Origin of the sequence: Desulfobacula sp. (assembly GCF_014237455.1) — a bacterium.
Classification (GTDB): Bacteria; Desulfobacterota; Desulfobacteria; order Desulfobacterales; family Desulfobacteraceae; genus Desulfobacula.
Genome location: NZ_JABZFL010000007.1, coordinates 1 through 19,868, shown reverse-complemented (window position 1 = coordinate 19,868; position 19,868 = coordinate 1). Strand labels below are relative to the sequence as shown.

17 protein-coding genes are annotated in these 19,868 nt (G+C 40.9%); 6 read left to right on the top strand and 11 right to left on the bottom strand.

Annotated elements, in window-relative coordinates; genetic code table 11:
- Positions 1-229: 229 nt before the first annotated feature.
- From HGJ91_RS01560 to HGJ91_RS01545, 4 genes are all read right to left on the bottom strand, one after another.
- Positions 230-793 (bottom strand): class I SAM-dependent methyltransferase, encoded by a 564-nt coding sequence (locus HGJ91_RS01560; RefSeq protein ID WP_291345927.1) that lies wholly within the window; start codon positions 791-793, stop codon positions 230-232.
- A complete protein-coding gene (locus tag HGJ91_RS01555; protein ID WP_291345926.1) occupies positions 793-990 on the bottom strand; it encodes a 4-oxalocrotonate tautomerase family protein in 198 nt (65 codons plus the stop codon). The genes HGJ91_RS01560 and HGJ91_RS01555 overlap by 1 nt, the downstream gene beginning before the upstream one ends.
- A gap of 188 nt (positions 991-1,178) precedes the next feature.
- Positions 1,179-3,119, bottom strand: coding sequence for a primosomal protein N' (priA, locus tag HGJ91_RS01550; protein ID WP_291345925.1), 1,941 nt, complete (start codon positions 3,117-3,119; stop codon positions 1,179-1,181).
- Positions 3,028-3,621, bottom strand: a complete 594-nt coding sequence (locus tag HGJ91_RS01545) for a hypothetical protein (protein WP_291345924.1) — start codon at positions 3,619-3,621, stop codon at positions 3,028-3,030. Before HGJ91_RS01545 ends, priA begins: the two co-directional genes overlap by 92 nt.
- A 142-nt stretch (positions 3,622-3,763) precedes the next feature.
- On the opposite strand from HGJ91_RS01545, the gene upp reads away from it, so the two are divergent.
- Positions 3,764-4,390, top strand: coding sequence for a uracil phosphoribosyltransferase (gene upp, locus HGJ91_RS01540; RefSeq protein ID WP_291345923.1), 627 nt, complete (start codon positions 3,764-3,766; stop codon positions 4,388-4,390).
- Between the two features lie 96 nt (positions 4,391-4,486).
- On the opposite strand, the gene HGJ91_RS01535 is transcribed toward upp, so the two are convergent.
- The 3 genes from HGJ91_RS01535 to HGJ91_RS01525 all read right to left on the bottom strand — a co-directional run bounded on the left by HGJ91_RS01535 (position 4,487) and on the right by HGJ91_RS01525 (position 7,128).
- Positions 4,487-5,842: a uracil-xanthine permease family protein gene (locus HGJ91_RS01535; RefSeq protein ID WP_291345922.1), complete on the bottom strand. Its 1,356-nt coding sequence runs from the start codon at positions 5,840-5,842 to the stop codon at positions 4,487-4,489.
- Positions 5,843-5,952: 110 nt separating this feature from the next.
- Positions 5,953-6,081, bottom strand: a complete 129-nt coding sequence (locus HGJ91_RS01530) for a hypothetical protein (RefSeq protein ID WP_291345921.1) — start codon at positions 6,079-6,081, stop codon at positions 5,953-5,955.
- A gap of 168 nt (positions 6,082-6,249) precedes the next feature.
- A complete protein-coding gene (locus HGJ91_RS01525; RefSeq protein WP_291345920.1) occupies positions 6,250-7,128 on the bottom strand; it encodes an NAD(P)-dependent oxidoreductase in 879 nt (292 codons plus the stop codon).
- 148 nt (positions 7,129-7,276) lie between these two features.
- Between HGJ91_RS01525 and HGJ91_RS01520 the strand changes: the two genes are divergently transcribed.
- Genes HGJ91_RS01520 through ltaE form a run of 5 tightly spaced genes read left to right on the top strand, consistent with a single transcriptional unit; the run spans position 7,277 to position 15,487 of the window.
- Positions 7,277-10,078, top strand: coding sequence for a DEAD/DEAH box helicase family protein (locus tag HGJ91_RS01520; protein ID WP_291345919.1), 2,802 nt, complete (start codon positions 7,277-7,279; stop codon positions 10,076-10,078).
- Entirely contained in the window at positions 10,078-11,442 is a 1,365-nt protein-coding gene (locus tag HGJ91_RS01515; RefSeq protein ID WP_291345918.1) for an ATP-binding protein, read from the top strand. The genes HGJ91_RS01520 and HGJ91_RS01515 overlap by 1 nt, the downstream gene beginning before the upstream one ends.
- Before the next feature lie 2 nt (positions 11,443-11,444).
- Positions 11,445-13,007 carry a type I restriction-modification system subunit M gene (locus HGJ91_RS01510; RefSeq protein WP_291345917.1) on the top strand — a complete coding sequence of 521 codons (1,563 nt, stop codon included), beginning with the start codon at positions 11,445-11,447 and terminating at the stop codon, positions 13,005-13,007.
- On the top strand, positions 13,007-14,416 hold the full coding sequence (locus tag HGJ91_RS01505) for a restriction endonuclease subunit S (protein ID WP_291345916.1): 1,410 nt from the start codon (positions 13,007-13,009) through the stop codon (positions 14,414-14,416). Before HGJ91_RS01510 ends, HGJ91_RS01505 begins: the two co-directional genes overlap by 1 nt.
- 60 nt (positions 14,417-14,476) lie before the next feature.
- Complete coding sequence (gene ltaE, locus HGJ91_RS01500) at positions 14,477-15,487, top strand: low-specificity L-threonine aldolase (RefSeq protein WP_291345915.1); 1,011 nt, start codon at positions 14,477-14,479, stop codon at positions 15,485-15,487.
- Between the two features lie 74 nt (positions 15,488-15,561).
- Here the strand turns inward: ltaE and HGJ91_RS01495 are convergent, their stop codons facing one another.
- The 4 genes from HGJ91_RS01495 to HGJ91_RS01480 all read right to left on the bottom strand — a co-directional run.
- Entirely contained in the window at positions 15,562-16,845 is a 1,284-nt protein-coding gene (locus tag HGJ91_RS01495) for a citrate synthase (RefSeq protein ID WP_291345914.1), read from the bottom strand.
- A gap of 84 nt (positions 16,846-16,929) precedes the next feature.
- Positions 16,930-17,178 (bottom strand): zinc ribbon domain-containing protein, encoded by a 249-nt coding sequence (locus tag HGJ91_RS01490; RefSeq protein WP_291345913.1) that lies wholly within the window; start codon positions 17,176-17,178, stop codon positions 16,930-16,932.
- 59 nt (positions 17,179-17,237) lie between these two features.
- A complete protein-coding gene (recN, locus tag HGJ91_RS01485; RefSeq protein ID WP_291345912.1) occupies positions 17,238-18,944 on the bottom strand; it encodes a DNA repair protein RecN in 1,707 nt (568 codons plus the stop codon).
- Positions 18,904-19,868 (bottom strand): iron transporter (locus HGJ91_RS01480; protein WP_367142564.1); only part of this gene is annotated, 965 nt, incomplete at its 5' end. The genes recN and HGJ91_RS01480, both read right to left, overlap by 41 nt.

Genomic DNA, 19,868 nt, shown 5'->3' with positions numbered 1-19,868 from the left:
GATTAAAAAAACTTCTTCCTGTCTCAAGTGCAAGTCTTTCCTGTTCCTTTATCAGTTGTCTGTAATTCCAAAAAAAAGATAAAACAATTATCATTATCCACATAAAACTTAATAATAATGTGATTTTCTTTATTTTCATAAGCCCCTCCGAATTATATTCTTTTTCTACCGAACCCCGCGTGAATTACCCGCCTTTATGAAGCGTAGCAAAATAAAAATCAGGCACCTTTTATTTTTCTTTTTTTTTCAATACCATGGTCTTGCTGAAAAGCACGTTCGGCCCTTCAATATTAATAAACCCAACGTCTCTTGCTTTTCTGACCATTTCCTGGAACGCTGATTTTGATACATGAAATGGCGGCTCTACCATGAGAACTTGTCCGCCCGGTTTTAGTATTGTTTCTATCTCACTGAAAAACGCTTCCTTATTCGAAATTTCATGAACCATGTAGAACAACAGAACAAAATCAACCTGCGCTGACACGTCTATTTTATTTTTTCCGCACTGATGAAGTGTGATTCGTTTCTCAAGTTCTGTTCCTTTTATCTTATCTCTTACTTTCTGAAGCATCCCTTCCTGCAAATCAGCAGCAATCACTCGGCCGAATTTACCAACCATTTGAGCCATGTCAATAGAGAAAAAGCCCGGGCCGCATCCCATGTCCAGAACTGTCATCCCCTCTTCAATATACGGCCTCAATATTTTCTCAGGATTTTGCACCCATCTTCGAATGCCGCTATCAAGATGGCCTGCTCTTTCAACCGGGCATACATGTTCTTTTTTATTGCTCACTATCGCTTTCTCCGAACCGTAACAGACTCACCGCCGATACCCCAATTGTCCGTTTCGATCTCATCAATGGTTACGACTGTAGTCGCTGGATTTTTCCTTAAAATTTTGGCAAGAAGATCGGTAACTCCTTTGATTAACTCTGCCTTTTGCTCTGCAGTAGCACCTTCCCTGGTAATTTTTATATTTACATATGGCATTATAATTCCCCTTATGCGTTACCTGTTTTGATAGGGTATCCGGTGTTCCCTTTCGCGCAAGCATTTCCTGTGATGACTAATAATCTGATCAAGTTGTCTCTCATCCATCGCGTTTGCCAACCTCAATCGTTCCTCAATGGGCAACGCTCTGGTATCTTTGTGTTGTAAAAGTTATTGTAGAACCTATACTACATTAAAAAATACGGGTCAACATCCACAATCAGCCTGACCCCTGACCTGGGAGTTACTTTCGGATGATTCATGAGAGATTTTACCAGACGGTTAACAAGGGCTGAAGAAGGACTTTTCACAAGAATCTGCCACCTGAACCGCGACGAAATTTTCTGGATGGACGCCTCGACAGGGCCCAGAATCTGGATCATATTTTTTTGCTTTCTTTCATTCCCACGCAATACCTTGAGAACCTCTGCGATATCAGCTGCATAGGCTTTTACCTTTGCAAAACTGCTTCCGGATATTTTCAATTGAATCATCCGCGAAAAAGGCGGATACAGCAATGCTTTTCTAAACGGCGCCTCATTGTGAAAAAACTCAAGAAAATCCTGTTTTTTGGCGGCTTCAATAATAAAATGGTCAGGATTATAGGTCTGCATGATTACTTTGCCCTTAGTATCTCCTCTTCCTGCACGGCCGGACACCTGAGCAAGCAGCTGAAAGGTTCGCTCCCCTGCCCTGAAATCCGGAAGGCTCAGGGACAGATCTGCGCAAATCACGCCAACCAGGGTAATGGAGGGGAAGTCATGACCTTTGGCCAGCATCTGGGTTCCCACAATAATATCCACATTCCGGTTTCTGATGCTTTTTAATATTTTTATGGTGGCGCCTTTCCGGGATGTCGAGTCCTGATCCATCCTGACAAGTCTGGCATCCGGGAACAGGGCTTTGAGCATGGATTCCACTTTTTCAGTGCCAAACCCCAATGGTTTGATTTTTGAAGAGCCGCACTCCGGGCATTTAACGGTTACGGGCCGGCCATATCCGCAAAGATGACATCGATATTCATTGTGGCCTTTATGAAGGGTCATAGTGATGTCGCAATATTTGCAGGACAAAGATTTCCCGCAATCCCTGCAAACCGGGAAAGTTGCAAACCCCCGCCTGTTTAAAAAGATCAATGCCTGATTCCCATTATCAAGGCAACTTCGAATCTCTTTTGAGAGCTCCGGCGTTATGATCCTGTCATGCCCCCAGCCATCCTTATATTTTTTCAGGTCCACAAGGGTTATCTCCGGCAAGGGATGCCGGTTGACACGTGTTTTAAGTTTTAATTCCTCAAATCGTTTCATAACAACATTCTGATAAGATTGAACTGAAGGGGTTGCCGATCCCAGAATAACCGGACAGTCATTCATTTTTCCACGGACAACGGCAAGATCCCCTGCATTATATCTTAAGCCTGTCTCCTGCTTGTATGAGGTGTCATGTTCCTCATCCACAACAATGATCCCTATATTTTCAAACGGCGCAAAAACAGCAGACCTTGCTCCGATGACAATCCTCACCTTTTTTAAAACAATTTTTCGCCACTGATCCAGTAGCTCGCCTTTGGTTAATGAAGAATGAATCACGGCAATTTTCTCCCCAAACCTTGCCCTGAACCGTCTTTCCGTCTGGGAAATCAAAGAGATTTCCGGCACAAGCACGATGGCGCTTTTTCCCTTTTCGATCACATCCTGCACCAGCCGCATATAGACTTCGGTCTTGCCTGAGCCTGTTATGCCGGACAAAAGATAGGGCTTAAATCCCCGGGTCAAATTTTCCTGTACCCTTTTGACCACGGTCTCCTGTTCTACCGTCAGCGTTGGCGGTGTATCCGGCTCTACAGGATCTCCTAAAGGATCTCTGAAAACCTGGCGTTGAACAATCTGTATATATCCGGCCTCTGCCAGCGGCTTTATCAAGGCGGGTGCCGTAGGAATATGTGCTTTTAATCCGGTCAGGGAGATCTCTTTTTTCTCTTTCACCAGGCAAAGAAGTTTTTTTCGTTTTTGGGACATGCGAATGATGGTTTTCGGTTCATCCTTTTGAAGGATAAATTTCTCTTTTTTTACCTTGGCACCGTCTTTTTTTAATACGGCTGAAACGATAATCAAATCTTGTTTTTCCATCCTGCGGATCAGGGCGTTGATGGTGGCATTTTCGCTGATATAGGTTTTTCAATTGCTTTAAGGTACAGGACTGGCGGTGCAATATAAATTCAATTACCTGCTCTTCCCCTGGTGTAAGCCTGCCTGCATTCAACCGATCCTGTCCGTGCTGTGTAACAAAGACACAAGAAACATCGTGACGGTCAAGACCGGAAGGAAGGGCAGCCTTGATCACTTCTCCCAGGGGGTGGATATAATATCCGGCAATCCACTTAAAAAAAGATATTTGTGATTCCGGAAACAGGGGATGATCATCTAATACATCAAAGATCTTCTTTGCCTTGAATCCTTCACACGTTTCCTGTCCGGAAATAATATATCCGGTCACCCGCCTGTTTTTGAACGGGACCAGCACCCTCATTCCCGGGGAACAAAAATCTTTCAAATGATCCGGAACCTTGTATGTATATGATGTCATTACAGGAAGGGATACGGCAACGGATATATAAGGTGTCTGAATCATATGTTCTATTGTGCATAAAAAAAAAAATAATTCAATATAAGACTGCATTAAGACTTATTTACTTGACTAGCTTAAGCGATTTTAATAGTTTCCTAAGTGACATTTTTTCGATCGGGAAATCACTTAAAACAAAGGAGGCAGCATGACGGTATTTGTAAAGGATCATCCTCTTATAAAACATAAATTAGGATTGATGCGCCAAAAAGACATCAGCACAAAAGACTTCAGGGACCTGTCTTCGGAAGTTGCAAGACTTTTAACCTATGAAGCCACAAAAGACCTTATCACGGAAAAAAAAGTGATCGTAGGATGGGCCGGAAAAGTTGAAGTTGAAAAAATAAAAGGAAAAAAAATTACCGTAGTTCCCATTTTACGAGCCGGGGTTGGAATGATGGATGGTGTATTTGATCTTATCCCATCTGCCAAGGTCAGTGTGGTCGGATTCTACAGGAATGAAGAGACCTTAAAACCGGTACAGTATTATGTCAAAACCGCCAGTTCCATGGAAAAAAGAACTGCTTTGATCCTTGACCCCATGCTGGCAACAGGGGGAACTCTTATTGCCACCATTGATCTCTTAAAAGAGGCGGGGTGCAAAACCATCAAAGGTCTTTTCCTGGTGGCTGCACCCGAAGGGATTGCAAAAGTAGAAGAAAAACACCCTGATGTGGATATTTATGTGGCCGCCGTTGATGAGTGTCTCAATGAAATCGGCTATATATTACCAGGTCTGGGGGATGCAGGGGATAAAATTTTTGGCACGAAATAAAAACAATTATTTAAAAAATATCGCCATTGTATGCGAACCATGTGGCTTCCAGGAAATCCTGGAAGCCACATGCGTTTTTATGAAATCAATTACGCCTTAAGAGGCTTCTTTCTGGTCTTTTCCGGGAAGCACCAGATTCAAGATAACGCCTATGATTGCTCCCAGGCCGATCCCCTTGAGATCGGTGACACCAACATTCAGGACCATGCCACCCAGACCGGTGACCATAATGATGGCCACAATGATCATGTTGCGAGGCTCCATGAGATCTACCTGAGCCCTGACCAGTGTACTCAGACCAATAACTGTAATGGCCCCAAAGAGTAACAGCATGATGCCGCCCATGACCGGTATCGGAATAGTACCAAGCAATCCACCAAGTTTGCCGACAAATGCCAGCAGGATGGCGGTAATGGCCGCCCATGTCATAATGGCCGGATTGAAGGCACGGGTGAGTGCCACTGCTCCGGAAACCTCGGAGTAGGTTGTGTTTGGCGGTCCACCGACCATACTGGCAAGCGAAGTGGCAATACCATCACCCAGCATGGTGTTCTGAATACCAGGATCCTTGACATAATCCTTGCCGGTAATGGAACCGATGGCCAATACATCACCGAAATGTTCAATCGCAGGGGCAATAGCGATGGGTACCACAAAAAGAATTGCGTTAAAATCCCAGGTCGGTAAAGTGAAGTTGGGCATGGCCAGCCATGGGCGGTCAGCCAACCCCCCGAAGGCAATCAGCACGGTGTCCATCCAGGGAGCCGGTGCCACGCCCTGAATCTTACCTTCCACGGCGGTGGCCATGAAAGACGCATGCATAGAGGCAGTCAGACCTGTGATATCGAGCAGTAGAGCGGTTGCATAGCCCGCTGCAATACCGCACAAAATGGGAATAAGTTTGAACCATTTTTTACCAAGCAACGAGACCAGCACTGTGGTGGCCAGTGCCACTCCAGCGATGATCATGGACGGAACCTGCGGTTCCAGCCAGATGGAACCATCACCCGCACGGCCCATTGCCATATGCACGGCCACAGGGGCCAGGATCAGGCCAATAAGCATGATCACCGGGCCGGTGACAATAGGAGGCAGCAGCCGGTGCAGGAAGCCGGCCCCAAAAATGCGAACCAGCAGGCTAAGGACAATATAGAGCAGGCCCGCAGCCACCAGACCGCACATGATGCCCGGATAAGTGAATTGTCCCTGCTGAGCTGCGAATAACGGGGGCAGGAAAGCAAAGGAGGAAGCAAGGAAAACAGGCACCTTTCCCTTGGTGATGAGTTGAAAAATCAAGGTGCCAACGCCAGCCGTAAAAAGAGCTACGTTGGAATCAATGCCCGTCAGGATCGGTACCAGCACCAAGGCACCAAAGGCCACAAAGAGCATCTGCGCTCCGAGCAGGCAGTCTTTTAGCTGAAATTTATACTCGGTCGAATGGACATCGCTCATTTTCCCTCTCCTTCTCCGTAAAAGTAAAATTCTTCAACTGTTCTGAACTGATATTCTGTGCGTGGTGTTTCATCCGCCATTAACTTCCTCCCCTTTTTTATTTTCAAAATTCAACCATCTCTATTTACGGATACAACATAGATATCTACATCCGGATGAGCATCGGTAATCTTCTTGATGCCTTCTGATGCTGCAACCAGAAAAAGGCCTTTGATATTTTTACGGCCGGTTCTTGTCATAGGATAGGAAGTTGCTTCTTGTCAAGAAAAGTATTAAATTATGGCTGATTTTAAATCATGACTCACTGGTAATTCCTCAAATCAATTTCAAAAAAAATATCACTGTCAATCGTAAAAAACCGAACTCTGAGAATCTGAATCATCATAAGCTATAGGTCACGCACAGGCCTATTCAAACAATCTAAATAAGCCTTGAGTTCCATCGTTTTCATATCCCTTTTCCGCCATTTTTTTATACAACGACAAGGCAAGATCAAGCCCGGGGGTTTCAAGTCCCATGCGGCTTGAAGATGTGGCGGCAATATTCATATCCTTTATAAAATGTTTGATATAAAAGCCGGGCTCAAAGTTCCGGGCAATCATTCGGGGACCCATATTATTCAATGACCATGATCCGGCAGCGCCTGACCCGATGCTCTTGAGCACGGTTTCTGGATCAAGACCCGACTTTTCAGCATAGGCAATGGACTCGCAGACCGCTACCATTCCTGCTGCAATGGCAATCTGGTTTGCCATTTTGGTATGCTGACCAGACCCTGGTTTCCCCTGGAGTACAATATTTTTACCCATCACTTCAAACAGCGGGAAGGCTTTATCAAAGGTCTTTTTATCCCCGCCGACCATAATGGAAAGCGTGGCGTTTTGAGCGCCGATATCGCCGCCTGACACCGGTGCATCAAGGGATTCAATACCTTTTATTTTTGCCCTTTCATCAATTTTAACAGCAAGATCAGGGCTGGACGTGGTCATATCAATGACAACAGTCCCTTTCTTAGCACAGTTTAAAATACCATTTCCCCTCAGGTAGACCTCTTCAACATCAGCCGGGAATCCAACGATGGTAATAATAACATCACATTTTGCGCCCAGTTCACTTACAGCATCCTCCCAGACAGCGCCTTTTAAGATAATATTTTCAGCCCTTTCCTTTGTGCGGGTGTAGACATGCAGTTCATATCCGGCATCCAAAATATGACCGGCCATGCTTTGGCCCATGACTCCCAATCCGATAAATCCGACAATGGTTTTTCCCGGTTCAATACTCATGAATCAAACCTCCGTAAAAATAGTTTTTTGCCTCAGTAATAGCAGCTTTTGGGGGTTAATCAATATCAACAGAGTGCTGCAAAATGTTAACTGTCTGCAAAGCGCTTCTTCCTTGACATTTTTCCATCCCATAGATACAAAACATATAATGACAAACACGGAAAATCAAACAAGAAAAGAGATAATAGACAAACAGTTATTGGCTGCCGGTTGGGATATTACTGACTGTACGCAGGTAATTGAAGAGTTTGATATAAAGGTTGCAATATCTGAAAGTATTCACGAGGACATATCTGAATATAGCGCCCATCAATTCAGCGATTATGCACTTCTCAGTAAAGATGGCAAACCCCTTGCTGTAATTGAAGCAAAGAAAACTTCCAAAGGTGCTGAAGCTGGTCGTGAGCAGGCTAAACAATACTGTTATAACATCCAGAAACAATATAATTGCAGACTTCCATTATGTTTTTATACAAATGGATTTGAAATATTTTTCTGGGATTTGGAAAACTATCCTCCAAGGAAAATAATAGGATATCCAACTCGTGACGATCTTAAACGTTATCATTACATAAAAAATAATAAAAAATTATTATCAGAAGAGCTGATAAATACTGATATCGCAGGGCGTGATTACCAAATCAGAGCTATCCGGGCGGTAATGGAAGAGATTGAAAAAAGGCAGCGCAATTTCTTGTTAGTAATGGCAACCGGAACAGGTAAAACAAGAGTATGTATTGCTATTGTTGATGCTTTAATGCGGGCAGGCTGGGCAGAACGGGTTCTTTTTCTGGTTGATCGTATAGCGCTAAGAGAACAGGGACTTGCTGCATTTAAAGAATATCTCCCCAACGAGCCAAGATGGCCAAAGCCAGGGGAAAAGCAAATTACAAAAAATCGGAGAATTTATATATCAACTTACCCTTCCATGCTGAATATTATACGTGATGAGAAAAATCCTTTATCACCCCATTTTTTTGACTTGATCATTATAGATGAAAGCCATCGTTCTATTTACAATACCTATGGTGAAATTCTTGATTATTTTAATACAATCAGCCTTGGCTTGACGGCAACACCTACAGATATAATTGACCATAACACCTTTAAATTATTTAAATGTGAAGATGGAATCCCCTCTTTTGCTTTTTCTTATAAAGAAGCCATCAACCATGTTCCGCCCTTTCTTTCCAACTTTCAGGTAATGAAAATTCATACAAAATTTCAAGATAAGGGGATCAGCAAAAGAACTATCTGCCTTGAAGACCAGAAAAAATTGATATTAGAGGGCATAGAAGTAGAAGAGATCAATTTTGAAGGCACTCAACTTGAAAAAACTATAATTAATAAAGGCACCAATGCTTTAATTGTAAAAGAATTTATGGAAGAGTGTATCAAAGACCCTGATGGTGTATTGCCTGGTAAAACAATTTTCTTTTGCTCATCCATGTCCCATGCCAGAAGAATGCAAAAAATTTTTGATTCTCTATATCCGGAATACTGTGGAGAGCTTGTAAAAGTACTGGTTTCAGACGATGCTCGCGTATATGGCAAAGGCGGTCTTTTAGATCAGTTTACCAACAATGACATGCCCCGGGTCGCAATCAGCGTAGATATGCTGGATACAGGAATAGATATAAGAGAAATAGTAAATCTTGTTTTTGCCAAACCTGTCTATTCCTATACAAAATTCTGGCAGATGATTGGGCGGGGAACAAGACTTTTAGAGGAGAACAAGATAAAGCCATGGTGTCCTGAAAAAGATATGTTTCTTATTATAGATTGCTGGGATAATTTTGAATACTTTAAGCTTAATCCAAAAGGTAAAGAAAACAAGCAGCAAATACCTTTGCCTGTAAAATTTGTTGGTATCAGAATAGACAAGATTGAGAAAGCTATTGATATTAATAAAAATAAAATTGCTGAAAAAGAGATAATATATTTACGAGAGCAGATTAATGAGCTACCCAAAGATTCTATTGTAATCAAAGATGCGGCAAAATCTTTAAGCAATCTAAAAGACAATGAGTTCTGGGAAAAGATGTCCCATGAGAAAATTGAGTTTTTGCGTAACACTATAAAACCTTTATTCCGCACTATTTCTCAAACTGATTTTAAAGCCATGCGGTTTCAAAAAGATGTTCTTGAAATATCTTTGGCTTTCTTATCTGAAGAAAAAGATAAGTACTCAACATTAAAGGATAGTCTTATAGAACAGATAAGCGAACTGCCTCTTTCTGTAAATATTGTGGCAAGAGAAGAGACATTAATCAATAAGGCACAAACAAATCATTACTGGGCTACAGCTACTAATGATACCTTTGATGAGCTTTCTTTGAAACTTGGACCCTTGGCAAAATTTAGAAATATTGATGGGCCTGAAACCGGTCCTGCAATATTTGATTTTAAAGACAGTGTTTTCTTAAAAGAGATGATAGAGTTTGGTCCCGAGCATGAATCCATAAGTATTTCAAAATACCGTGAAATGGTTGAGACAATGATTCTTGAACTAACTTTGAACAATCCGGTATTGCAAAAAATCAAACAGGGTGAAGCCATAAGTGAATCACAAATTAACCAACTTGCTGATGCGCTTCATCAAGAACATCCTCACATAACCATAGACCTTTTAAGAAAAACCTATAATAATCCCAAAGCAAAATTTATTCAATTTATCCGTCATATTTTAGGGCTTGAAATTTTGGAAACATTTCCCAATACTGTGACCAGGGCATTTGATGCGTTTATTAAAAAGCATTCAAACCTAAACTCAAGACAGATGGATTTTTTAACCCTTTTAAGAGAAGTGATTATTGAACGTGAATCCATAAGCAAAAGAGACTTAATAGAATCTCCTTTTACTATTATACATCCTAAAGGTATTCGTGGTATTTTTACTCCATCTGAAATAGATGAAATTTTATTATTAACTGAAGACCTGGCCGCCTGATGAATCCAAAAGAACTTAAACAGATAATAGAAGAAGGTGAAGGTTATCTGGTTGAATTTAAAAAGAAAGCGGCAAACATTGATAAAGAGATGGTCTCCTTTGCCAATGGTTCCGGTGGTAGAATCTTTATTGGGATTACAGATAATGGTGAACTAAAGGGAATAAAAATAACCAATAAACTGAAATCCCAGATACAAGATATCGCCAACAATTGTGACCCAGCAATAAAAATAATATTAAAAGAAGAAAACAAAATACTTGTTGTCCATGTGCGAAGTGGTGAAGATAAGCCATATTGCTGCTCTTCCGGATTTTATACCAGAATTGGAGCCAATGCACAAAAAATGACACGCAATCAGATAATTGAATTTTTCCAATCTGAAGGTAAGATAAGGTATGATGAATTAACAAATATTGATTTTAACTATAATAAGGATTTTGATAAGAAAAAATTGACTCATTTCCTGCAACTATCCAATATATCATTGGTTGTCCCTGTTCCTGCCATCCTTCAAAATCTTGGTGTTGCACAAAAGCAGGGCGGCAAGATGATTTTCAACAATACAGGAATTTTGTTTTTTGCTAAAAACCTTGAAAACATATACAGACATACCACCATAACCTGTGCCCTTTTTAAAGGAACAGACAAAGCAAATATATTAGATAGAAAAGATTTCAATGCTGATCTTGTAAGCAGTGTTGATAATGCCATGCTTTTTCTAAAGCAGCATATTCCTGTCAGGTATGAATTTGACGGCTCCCCCAAAAGAATAGAGATACCCCAAATTCCTTTTGAGGCATTGCGTGAAGCTGTTATCAATGCAGTATGCCACCGAAATTACTTTGAAAAAGGGGCAAATATTATGATTGCAATATTTGATGACAGGGTAGAAATTTCAAGTCCCGGTGGTCTTGTCAAAGGTATTAATAAAAAGAACTTTGGCAAAAAAAGTATTCTGCGAAATGCCAATATTGCAAATCTTTTTCACCGCATGGGCTATATAGAAAAAATGGGAACCGGCATTATAAGAATGCAAAGATTAATGAAAGAAGCAAAGCTTGAACCCATTCAATTTGAATTTGACAGCTTTGTTACAGCTATTTTTGAACGTAAAACTGTTGAAGATAACGTGCCGGACAGTGGCAAGTTAAATGGCAAGTTAAATGGCAAGTTAAATCCTGAATTACTTTTATTGTTGGAATATATCGCAAAACACCCGGGAGTACAGGCAAATGATATAGCAAACAGCCTGAAACGCCCTGTTGATACAATTCATAAACAGATTAGAGCATTGATCCAAAAAGAACTTATTGAGCGCCGGGGCAGCAGAAAAACCGGTGGATATTTTTTAAAGGACAAATAAGTATGTTGCAAAATAACCCGGTATTAAAAAGTAAAATAAATCAGCTTTGGGACAAGTTTTGGAGTGGCGGAATCGCCAATCCATTAACCGCCATTGAGCAGATTACCTACCTGCTGTTTATGAAACGCCTTGATGATCTTGATTTAAAAAGAAAAGCAGATGCTGAGTTTACAAAAGAGTCATATACTTCAAAATTTGAAGGCAGTTTTACTCTTCCAGGTACTAACGAAAAGATAAAAAAAGAAAAGCTTCGCTGGAGCTATTTTAAACATATGCAGGCAGAGGAGATGCTTGCACATGTTCAAGCTAAAGTCTTTCCATTTTTAAAAGAATTAAATGGAGGAACCTCTCCTTTTACAAAACATATAAAAAATGCCGTTTTTATAATTCCTAAGCCGGCACTGCTTGTTGAAGCAATAAAAACCATTGAAGATATTTTTGAAGAGATAGAAAAAGATACGCAACAGGGTGGACAGACTTTTCAGGATATTCAGGGTGATGTTTATGAAATGCTTCTCTCAGAAATTGCCAGTGCCGGAAAAAACGGTCAGTTCAGGACACCCCGCCATATAATAAAACTGATGGCAGAACTTGTGGAGCCAAAATACGGACACAAGATTGCAGATCCTGCATGCGGAACCGCAGGCTTTTTACTTGGAGCATACCAATATATTGTTTCTCAATTTGACAGGAAAAAAATCAAACACAAACCTGATGAAGATGGTTTTATGAGAAATTCAATAAGTGCATCTCTTACGGAAAAAAGAAAAGCAGTTTTAACAAAAAGTTTTTTTGGCTATGACTTTGATGTCACCATGGTGCGCCTGGGCTTAATGAACCTGATGATGCATGACATTGACGACCCGGAAATTGATTATAAAGACACTTTAAGCAAAGCCTACAATGAAGAAAATCAATTTGATATTGTACTGGCAAATCCCCCTTTTAAAGGCAGTATTGATAAAGGGGATATAAATGAAGCCTTAAAACTGAACACCACCAAAACAGAACTGCTGTTTGTAGAGCGTATTTTCAACATGCTCAGAATTGGTGGAACAGCAGCCATGATTATTCCCCAGGGTGTGCTTTTTGGAGCCGGAAAGGCTTTTGTAAACGCCCGAAAATTACTGATTGAAAAATCAGAACTCAAAGCCGTTATTACCATGCCAAGCGGTGTGTTTAAACCCTATGCCGGTGTCAGTACAGCAATCCTTATTTTTACCAAAGCCGGGGAAACCCAAAATATCTGGTTTTATGATATGCAGAGTGATGGGTACAGCCTTGACGATAAACGCACAAAGCTAAAAGGGTATGGGGATTTACAGGATATTGTTGAAAAATTTAAAAAGCGTGACCAAAAAAAAGGGAATGACCGGAAGAAAAAATATTTCTTTGTGCTAAAACAAGAGGTTGTTGATGAAAAATATGATTTGACCTTTAACAGATACAGAGAGGATGTTTTTGAAGAGGTGGAGTACGAAAAACCAAAGAAAATCCTAACAAAGCTTAAATTATTAGAAAAGAATATCACTGAAGATTTGTTAGAATTAGAAGAAATACTATAATGGCTAACTTAAATTCATTTTTCCAACACAAATGGGAAACGAAAAAGATTTCTGATATTTTCTTTTTTCAAGAAGGACCTGGTGTAAGGAAATGGCAATTTAGAGATAAAGGAATAAAATTGCTCAACGGTAGGAATATAAATAACAGTAAACTCAATTTATCTAACACTTCTATTTATATTGATGAAGAAGAAGCAAATATCAAATATCAACATTTTTTAGTTAATGAAGGAGATCTGGTGATTGCCAGTTCTGGCGTTGTAGTTAATAATTTTCATAATAAAATAGCCTTTGTTAAAAAAGAACATCTACCTCTTTGTATGAACACAAGCACAATAAGATTTCAAACCTTAGATGATAAAATTTCTTCGCTGGCTTTTTTAAAATTTTTTCTTAAAACCATTTTTTTTAAAGCGCAAATGAAAAGACTGATTACAGGTTCTGCTCAACTAAATTTTGGACCAAGTCATCTACATAAAATTAGAATTCCACTGCCATCTCTCAACGAACAAATCCGCATAGCCACAATCCTTTCTAAAGCAGAAAACTTAATTGCCAAACGTAAAGAGAGCATTGAGCTTCTTGATGAATTGCTGAAAAGTACATTTTTGGAAATGTTTGGCTTTACCAATTCAAAATATAAGGACTGGAAGACTGAACCATTATTGTTAAACACAGATATAGTGTCAGGAGTCACAAAAGGAAAAAAATATAATGATAAAAATCTAATAGAAGCGCCTTATATGAGAGTAGCAAATGTTCAAGATGGGTATTTCGATCTTAATGAAATAAAGACTATTGCCGTTTCTCAAAAAGAATATGAAAAACATCTGCTGCTAAAAGGAGATATCCTGCTAACAGAAGGAGGTGATCCCGACAAGCTTGGTAGAGGTTCTGTTTGGGAAAACAAAATACCAAATTGCATACATCAAAACCATATATTTAGAGTGCGAATCAAAAGCTTATTAGAATTAAATCCATACTTTTTGAGTGCATTAATTGGATCAATGTACGGGAAAAAATATTTTTTAAAGGCAGCAAAACAAACAACAGGAATCGCATCAATTAATTCGACACAATTAAAAAAATTTCCACTTATTTTGCCTCCGGTGGATCTTCAAAACAAATTTGCACAAATAGTAGAAAAAGTAGACTCCATAAAATCAAAATACAAACAAAGCCTTACAGAGCTTGAAAACCTTTATGGCACATTAAGCCAACGTGCTTTTAAAGGAGAACTAGATTTGAGTAAAATACCAATCAAACAAGAGCCTAAACCAATAGCCGGGACAGCCGATATTACATTACCCTCTATGGAAACGGAAGGGGCAATAACAGATCAAAAACTATTTTCAAATCAGGAACTATTAAAAATAAAGCAGCAGACAAGAACCCTTATGATGAAATAAACTTTTTACGCAAGCCATATTTAGAAACTCGCAACAATATAGGACTTTTTAGTAAAAATAATGAAACAAATTGATTTAAGAAGCGATACCGTTACAAAACCTTCGGCCGGCATGATGGAAGCAATGATGACGGATAGGGTGGGCGATGATGTGTATGGAGAAGATCCCACCGTAAATGAGCTTGAAGCCCTTGCTGCAAAAATGCTCGGGACTGAAGATGCCATTTTCTGTACCAGCGGCACCCAGAGCAATCTGCTGGCACTGCTGGTCCATTGTGACAGAGGAGATGAATATATTGTGGGGCAGCACGCCCATACCTACCGGTATGAAGGCGGAGGCGCGGCCGTGTTTGGCAGTATTCAGCCCCAGCCCCTGGATTTTGAAGAGAACGGGACCTTAAACCTTGAAAAGGTATCCCAGTTTATTAAACCCGATGATTTCCATTATGCCAATACAAAACTCTTATGCCTTGAAAATACCCAGGCCGGGAAAGTACTGCCGTTGGAGTATCTTGAAAAGGCCAATAAATTTGCAACTGATAATGGGTTAATACTGCATCTTGACGGCGCAAGAATCTTTAATGCCGCCATAAAACTTAAGGTTGACGTCAAAAAGATCACAACATATTTTGATACCATTTCCTGCTGCCTGTCAAAAGGCCTGGGCGCTCCTGTGGGGTCTGTTCTCTGCGGGTCAAAAAACCAGATAGAAAAAGCAAGACGATGGCGAAAGGTTTTAGGCGGCGGCATGAGGCAGGCAGGTATCCTTGCAGCCGCAGGCATTTTTGCCCTTTTAAACAATATTCAGCGGCTTGAAAAAGACCATGAAAAGGCCCTGATCCTGGCCAAAGGATTATCTGAAATTAATCATATTCACATCAATATGGAGAGGGTTCAGACCAATATCCTTTTTGCAGACATCAAGGCGGATATGAACGCTCTTTGCAGTTTTTTAAAGGAAAAGGGAATCCTCATTGATAACAGCAATCATTTAAGGCTTGTGACTCACCTGGATATATCAACCCAAGATATTGAGGCTGCCATCCAGGCGTTCAAAGCGTTCTTTTATTAGGATCTTGTGGGATCAGGATCTTGTGGCGAACAATTGCGGAAAATCTGTAATGATACCGTCAACACCCAGATTAACTAACCTCGATCATCAACGGGAATATACTCCTGCAACTGATTACCGGTATAAACCTGACGCGGTCTCGATATCCTCATCTCGGGATCAGCCACGTCCTCTTTCCACTGGGCGATCCATCCCGGCAATCGGCCTATGGCAAACATAACCGTAAACATATTGGTGGGAATCCCCATGGCCCGCAATACAATGCCGGAATAAAAATCCACATTGGGATAAAGATTTTTTTCTTTGAAATATGAATCGTTTAAAGCCGTTTCCTCAAGTTTTTGGACAATATCCAGCAAGGGATCTTTTCTTTTAGTTTTTGCAAGGAGAATATCACACATTTTTTTCATGATCTTTGCCCTTGGGTCATGCGTCTTATAAACCCTGTGCCCGAATCCATAAAGTCTGAAAGGATCATTTGGATCTTTTGCTTTTGAAATGCACTCTTTGACAGTCATCCCGTCTTTATGAATTTCTTCAAGCATATTGACCACTGCCTGGTTTGCTCCGCCGTGCAGGGGTCCCCAAAGTGCTGAAATTCCGGCTGAAATCGCTGAATAAATATTGACTTTACCGCTTCCTACAACCCTTACAGCCGTAGTGGAACAATTCTGCTCATGATCGGCATGAAGAATCCAGAAGACATTCAATGCCCTGACCATGTCATCATCTATACGATAAGGAACCACCACACCATCAAACATCATGTTTAAAAAATTGGCACAATAACACAGATCCGGCCTTGGATAGACAACCTTTTCCCCTAATGAAATCCTGTAAGCCATTGCCGACATTGTCCTGATTTTGGAAATCAGGCGAAGATAGGTTTTGTTCATATCCTCCTCAATGTCAAGCAGTTCAGGATAAAAACTTCTCATGGCATTCACCATGGCTGAAAGGATTCCCATGGGGTGGGCCTTGGGGGGATAATTCTGGTAAAATGCCTTCATGTTCTCGTGCAGGGGAGAAAAATCATTCAAATAAACGCTGGTCCGGGTGAGTTCCTCCCGGGAGGGAAGATGTCCTGCGATCAATAGAAATGCGGTTTCTACAAAAGTTGACTGTTCAGCCAGTTGCTCAATGGGGACACCCCGGTATCTTAAAATCCCCTTTTCCCCATCCATATAGGTAATCGTACTTCTGCAGGTTCCGGAATTTCCAAATCCGGGATCAAATGTAATATATCCTGTCTCCTGCCGCAGACTTCTGATATCAATCGCCTTCTCTCCTTCTGAGCCTTCAATCACCGGAAGTGTCAGCTCTTTCCCGTCAATTACAAGTTTGACAAATTCTTTCAAAAAAATCTCCTTTGCCTTATGCGGCTGCTTTACATCGAATTTAAAATGGAGAAAACCTTAGGGTGGCAAATGAATCTTGCGAGGCTATCTTGTCTCACCTGAAACGGTATACGTTTTGCAGGATCCGCTGGAACATTCTCTTTCCTGGGTCTGAACACCTTTGGATTTCCCTGAAGATGAACTTCCCATGGCAAAATTAGTTTTGGAAACAACTCTTTCAAATTCCTCTGATTTGCACTTGGGACAAGCAGCTGTATCATCATTGTTTGAGCCCATTACAAGAACTTCAAAAAATTCTTCGCATTTTGAGCATTTAAATTCATATATTGGCATAAAAACTCCTTTATTCAACTTTTCAATAACTTCTTAAGTTAACCATATATGACTATTTGTCAAGATAATGTCTGGTCAAGAAGTTCCCTGGCATGGGTCAGGGTGGCATCTGTAATACTGGCCCCGCCAATCATCCTGGCAATTTCTTCAATTCTCGCCGTCTCTTCTGCCAATGGGACAATGGCCGTAAAGGTCCGTCCATCGATCACATCCTTGGATATCCTGAACTGGTTTGTGGCATATTTTGCAATCTGGGCCAGATGCGTAATACAGACCACCTGATGTTTTTGAGACAATTGTTTTAATTTAAGACCGACTTTTTCAGATATCGCCCCCCCGATACCGGCATCCACTTCATCAAAAATCAATGTTTCCAGAGACTTACTTTTTGATAGAACCACCTTTAATGCCAAAACAATTCTTGACAGCTCGCCGCCTGAAACAATTTTAACAAGCGGCTTTAATGCTTCACCAGGATTTGGACTGAGAAGAAAGCGGATTTTATCCATCCCGTCCGGTCCTATTTTTTTCCGATCAACTGTCGCAATATCTTCCAAGTCATTTGTGATCCCGCTGGAAAAGGCAACTTCAAACTTTGCTTTTCCCATTTCAAGGGCATCCAATTCATCTTTTGCAAGGTTAGATAATTTTTTTGCTGCTGTTTTTCTTAAGCTTGATAATTTTTTTGCTTTTTGCTCTATCTTTTTTGAAAAAACGTGAATATCATTTTCAAAGGTTTCGATCTGACGTTCAATCTCAGTCGTGTGAAAGAGCTTCTTTTGCATGGCTTCATACGCATCAAACAACGCATCAAGGCTCCCGCCATATTTTCTTTTCAACCTGGAAATCAGGTCCCGTCTTTGATCCGTTATCTCAAGGGAGGCTGGATCAAGATCAATGGTAGAAGAGAAATCCCTTAATTCACTGGCAATATCCTGCAACTCAAATATGGTACCGGAAAACTGCTGTGCAATTTTTTCAAGAGATTCATCCGCCATACTTACTCTTTCCATACCATCTCTCAAAAAAGACAGTTTCTCGATAAGAGACCCTTCCCTGTCATGAACCTCATGGATGGAACGATTGACAGCTTCAAATATTTTTGATGCATTCAACAGTGCCTTACGCTTCTTTTCAAGGTCTTCATCTTCATTGGGCAAAATGGCGGCATCATTGATTTCGTTTATCTGAAACTCCAGAAAATCCTGTTCTTTTCTTTTTGTATCCAGGCTTTGGGTAAGTTCTCTTATCTTTCTTTTCAAAGGGATAATGGTCTGGTACAGGTTCCTGACTTCATTTTTCAGGTCTGTCGTCTCTGCAAACTCATCCAGGATATCCAAATGGTTTTCTTCTTTTAAAAGCCCCTGGTGGGCATGCTGGCTTGAGATACCGGCAAGATTGAAGGTCACCTGTTTTAAAAGATCCAGAGTGGAGTGCCTTGAGTTGATAAACACACGGCTTTTGCCCGAAGATGAGATAACCCGGCGGACAATCAGGCCCTCAGAACCGCCAAGACCCTGCTCTTCTAAAATCATGGCAGCCCGTGAACGCTCATCAAAGTCAAAGAAGGCCTCCAATTCTGCAGTGTCACAGCCTGATCTCACCAGATCAGCCGAAGCTCTACCGCCAAGCAACAGGTTGACTGCCTCAATAATGATTGACTTTCCCGTACCGGTTTCCCCGGTTAATACGGAAAATCCGTCTTGAAATGAAATCCGTATGTCATCAATGATCGCAAAATTTTTTATGGCAAGCTCGCTTAGCATAAAGCCTCCTTGCAGATAAAAAAAATGAATACGACCAGACAGCAATGATAGCGGCAAACAGTCTTGGAATCCATAACCAGAATATTGGCAGCCCCAGCGGCAGGAACAGTGCGGGATCTTCAATCATGGCATGGTTGATTCCAATGGAAAGATGAAGTTTGGTTAAGTCCTCTTTTTTATAATCATTGGATTGGGTCTCTTCAACAATAACTGCTGCTCCATAAGCCAGCCCGAAAATGGATGTCGTCAGCCACAGCATCCCGGTTGAACGGCTCAAGCCCATAATCGAAAGAACCGGAGATGCCATTTTCGTTATAAGATTTATAACATTAAATGTTTTAGCCAGCTCCAGAATCACCATAAGAGGCATGATAATACAAAAAATCTGGGTGGTCAGTTTAAAGGTTTTCCAACCCCAATGTTTGATCATAACCATAAATGGTTTTGATTCCTGCGCATAGATTCCTGCGCCTGTAGCCCCGCCTGTATCAGGCGTCACCCCCATAATTTTTGCACAAATAAAAGTGACGATCAACGCCATAAAAAACCTGAAAAAAGCTGCAATAAAAGGATTGATCCCTGAATTTCCCTGCACAATACTTTCCTGGATCAGGTTATGAGATATCAAAGTAAATATGGCGATCAAAATCATATGGTCCATGGCAAAAGGCATGACAGAAAGGGCTGCCACTGTTCCATAAATCCCGGTCAATAGACCTATAATCAGGACAAGGGCTGCCGATGCCGGCAGTGACAGCCAGGTCATGATCGGAGTCAGCAGAAAATCAAGCTTGTAAATAATTTCAAAGTGAACCAGCAGGGCGGTGGCAAAAGAGATGGGAAGTATAATCTTCAGCAGCCAGACAAGACCTTTCCAACCTTTTATCAGGCCTTGCCTTAAAGCCTCTTCAGTCTTGTTGGTCA

Coding starts and splice junctions, on each gene's coding strand:
- HGJ91_RS01530 (WP_291345921.1), bottom strand. CDS start 6,081: ATGACAAGAACCGGCCGTAAAAATATCAAAGGCCTTTTTCTGGTTGCA.
- upp (WP_291345923.1), top strand. CDS start 3,764: ATGACGGTATTTGTAAAGGATCATCCTCTTATAAAACATAAATTAGGA.
- HGJ91_RS01525 (WP_291345920.1), bottom strand. CDS start 7,128: ATGAGTATTGAACCGGGAAAAACCATTGTCGGATTTATCGGATTGGGA.
- HGJ91_RS01510 (WP_291345917.1), top strand. CDS start 11,445: ATGTTGCAAAATAACCCGGTATTAAAAAGTAAAATAAATCAGCTTTGG.
- HGJ91_RS01520 (WP_291345919.1), top strand. CDS start 7,277: ATGACAAACACGGAAAATCAAACAAGAAAAGAGATAATAGACAAACAG.
- HGJ91_RS01505 (WP_291345916.1), top strand. CDS start 13,007: ATGGCTAACTTAAATTCATTTTTCCAACACAAATGGGAAACGAAAAAG.
- HGJ91_RS01515 (WP_291345918.1), top strand. CDS start 10,078: ATGAATCCAAAAGAACTTAAACAGATAATAGAAGAAGGTGAAGGTTAT.
- ltaE (WP_291345915.1), top strand. CDS start 14,477: ATGAAACAAATTGATTTAAGAAGCGATACCGTTACAAAACCTTCGGCC.
- priA (WP_291345925.1), bottom strand. CDS start 3,119: ATGGAAAAACAAGATTTGATTATCGTTTCAGCCGTATTAAAAAAAGAC.
- HGJ91_RS01535 (WP_291345922.1), bottom strand. CDS start 5,842: ATGAGCGATGTCCATTCGACCGAGTATAAATTTCAGCTAAAAGACTGC.
- HGJ91_RS01545 (WP_291345924.1), bottom strand. CDS start 3,621: ATGATTCAGACACCTTATATATCCGTTGCCGTATCCCTTCCTGTAATG.
- recN (WP_291345912.1), bottom strand. CDS start 18,944: ATGCTAAGCGAGCTTGCCATAAAAAATTTTGCGATCATTGATGACATA.
- HGJ91_RS01555 (WP_291345926.1), bottom strand. CDS start 990: ATGCCATATGTAAATATAAAAATTACCAGGGAAGGTGCTACTGCAGAG.
- HGJ91_RS01490 (WP_291345913.1), bottom strand. CDS start 17,178: ATGCCAATATATGAATTTAAATGCTCAAAATGCGAAGAATTTTTTGAA.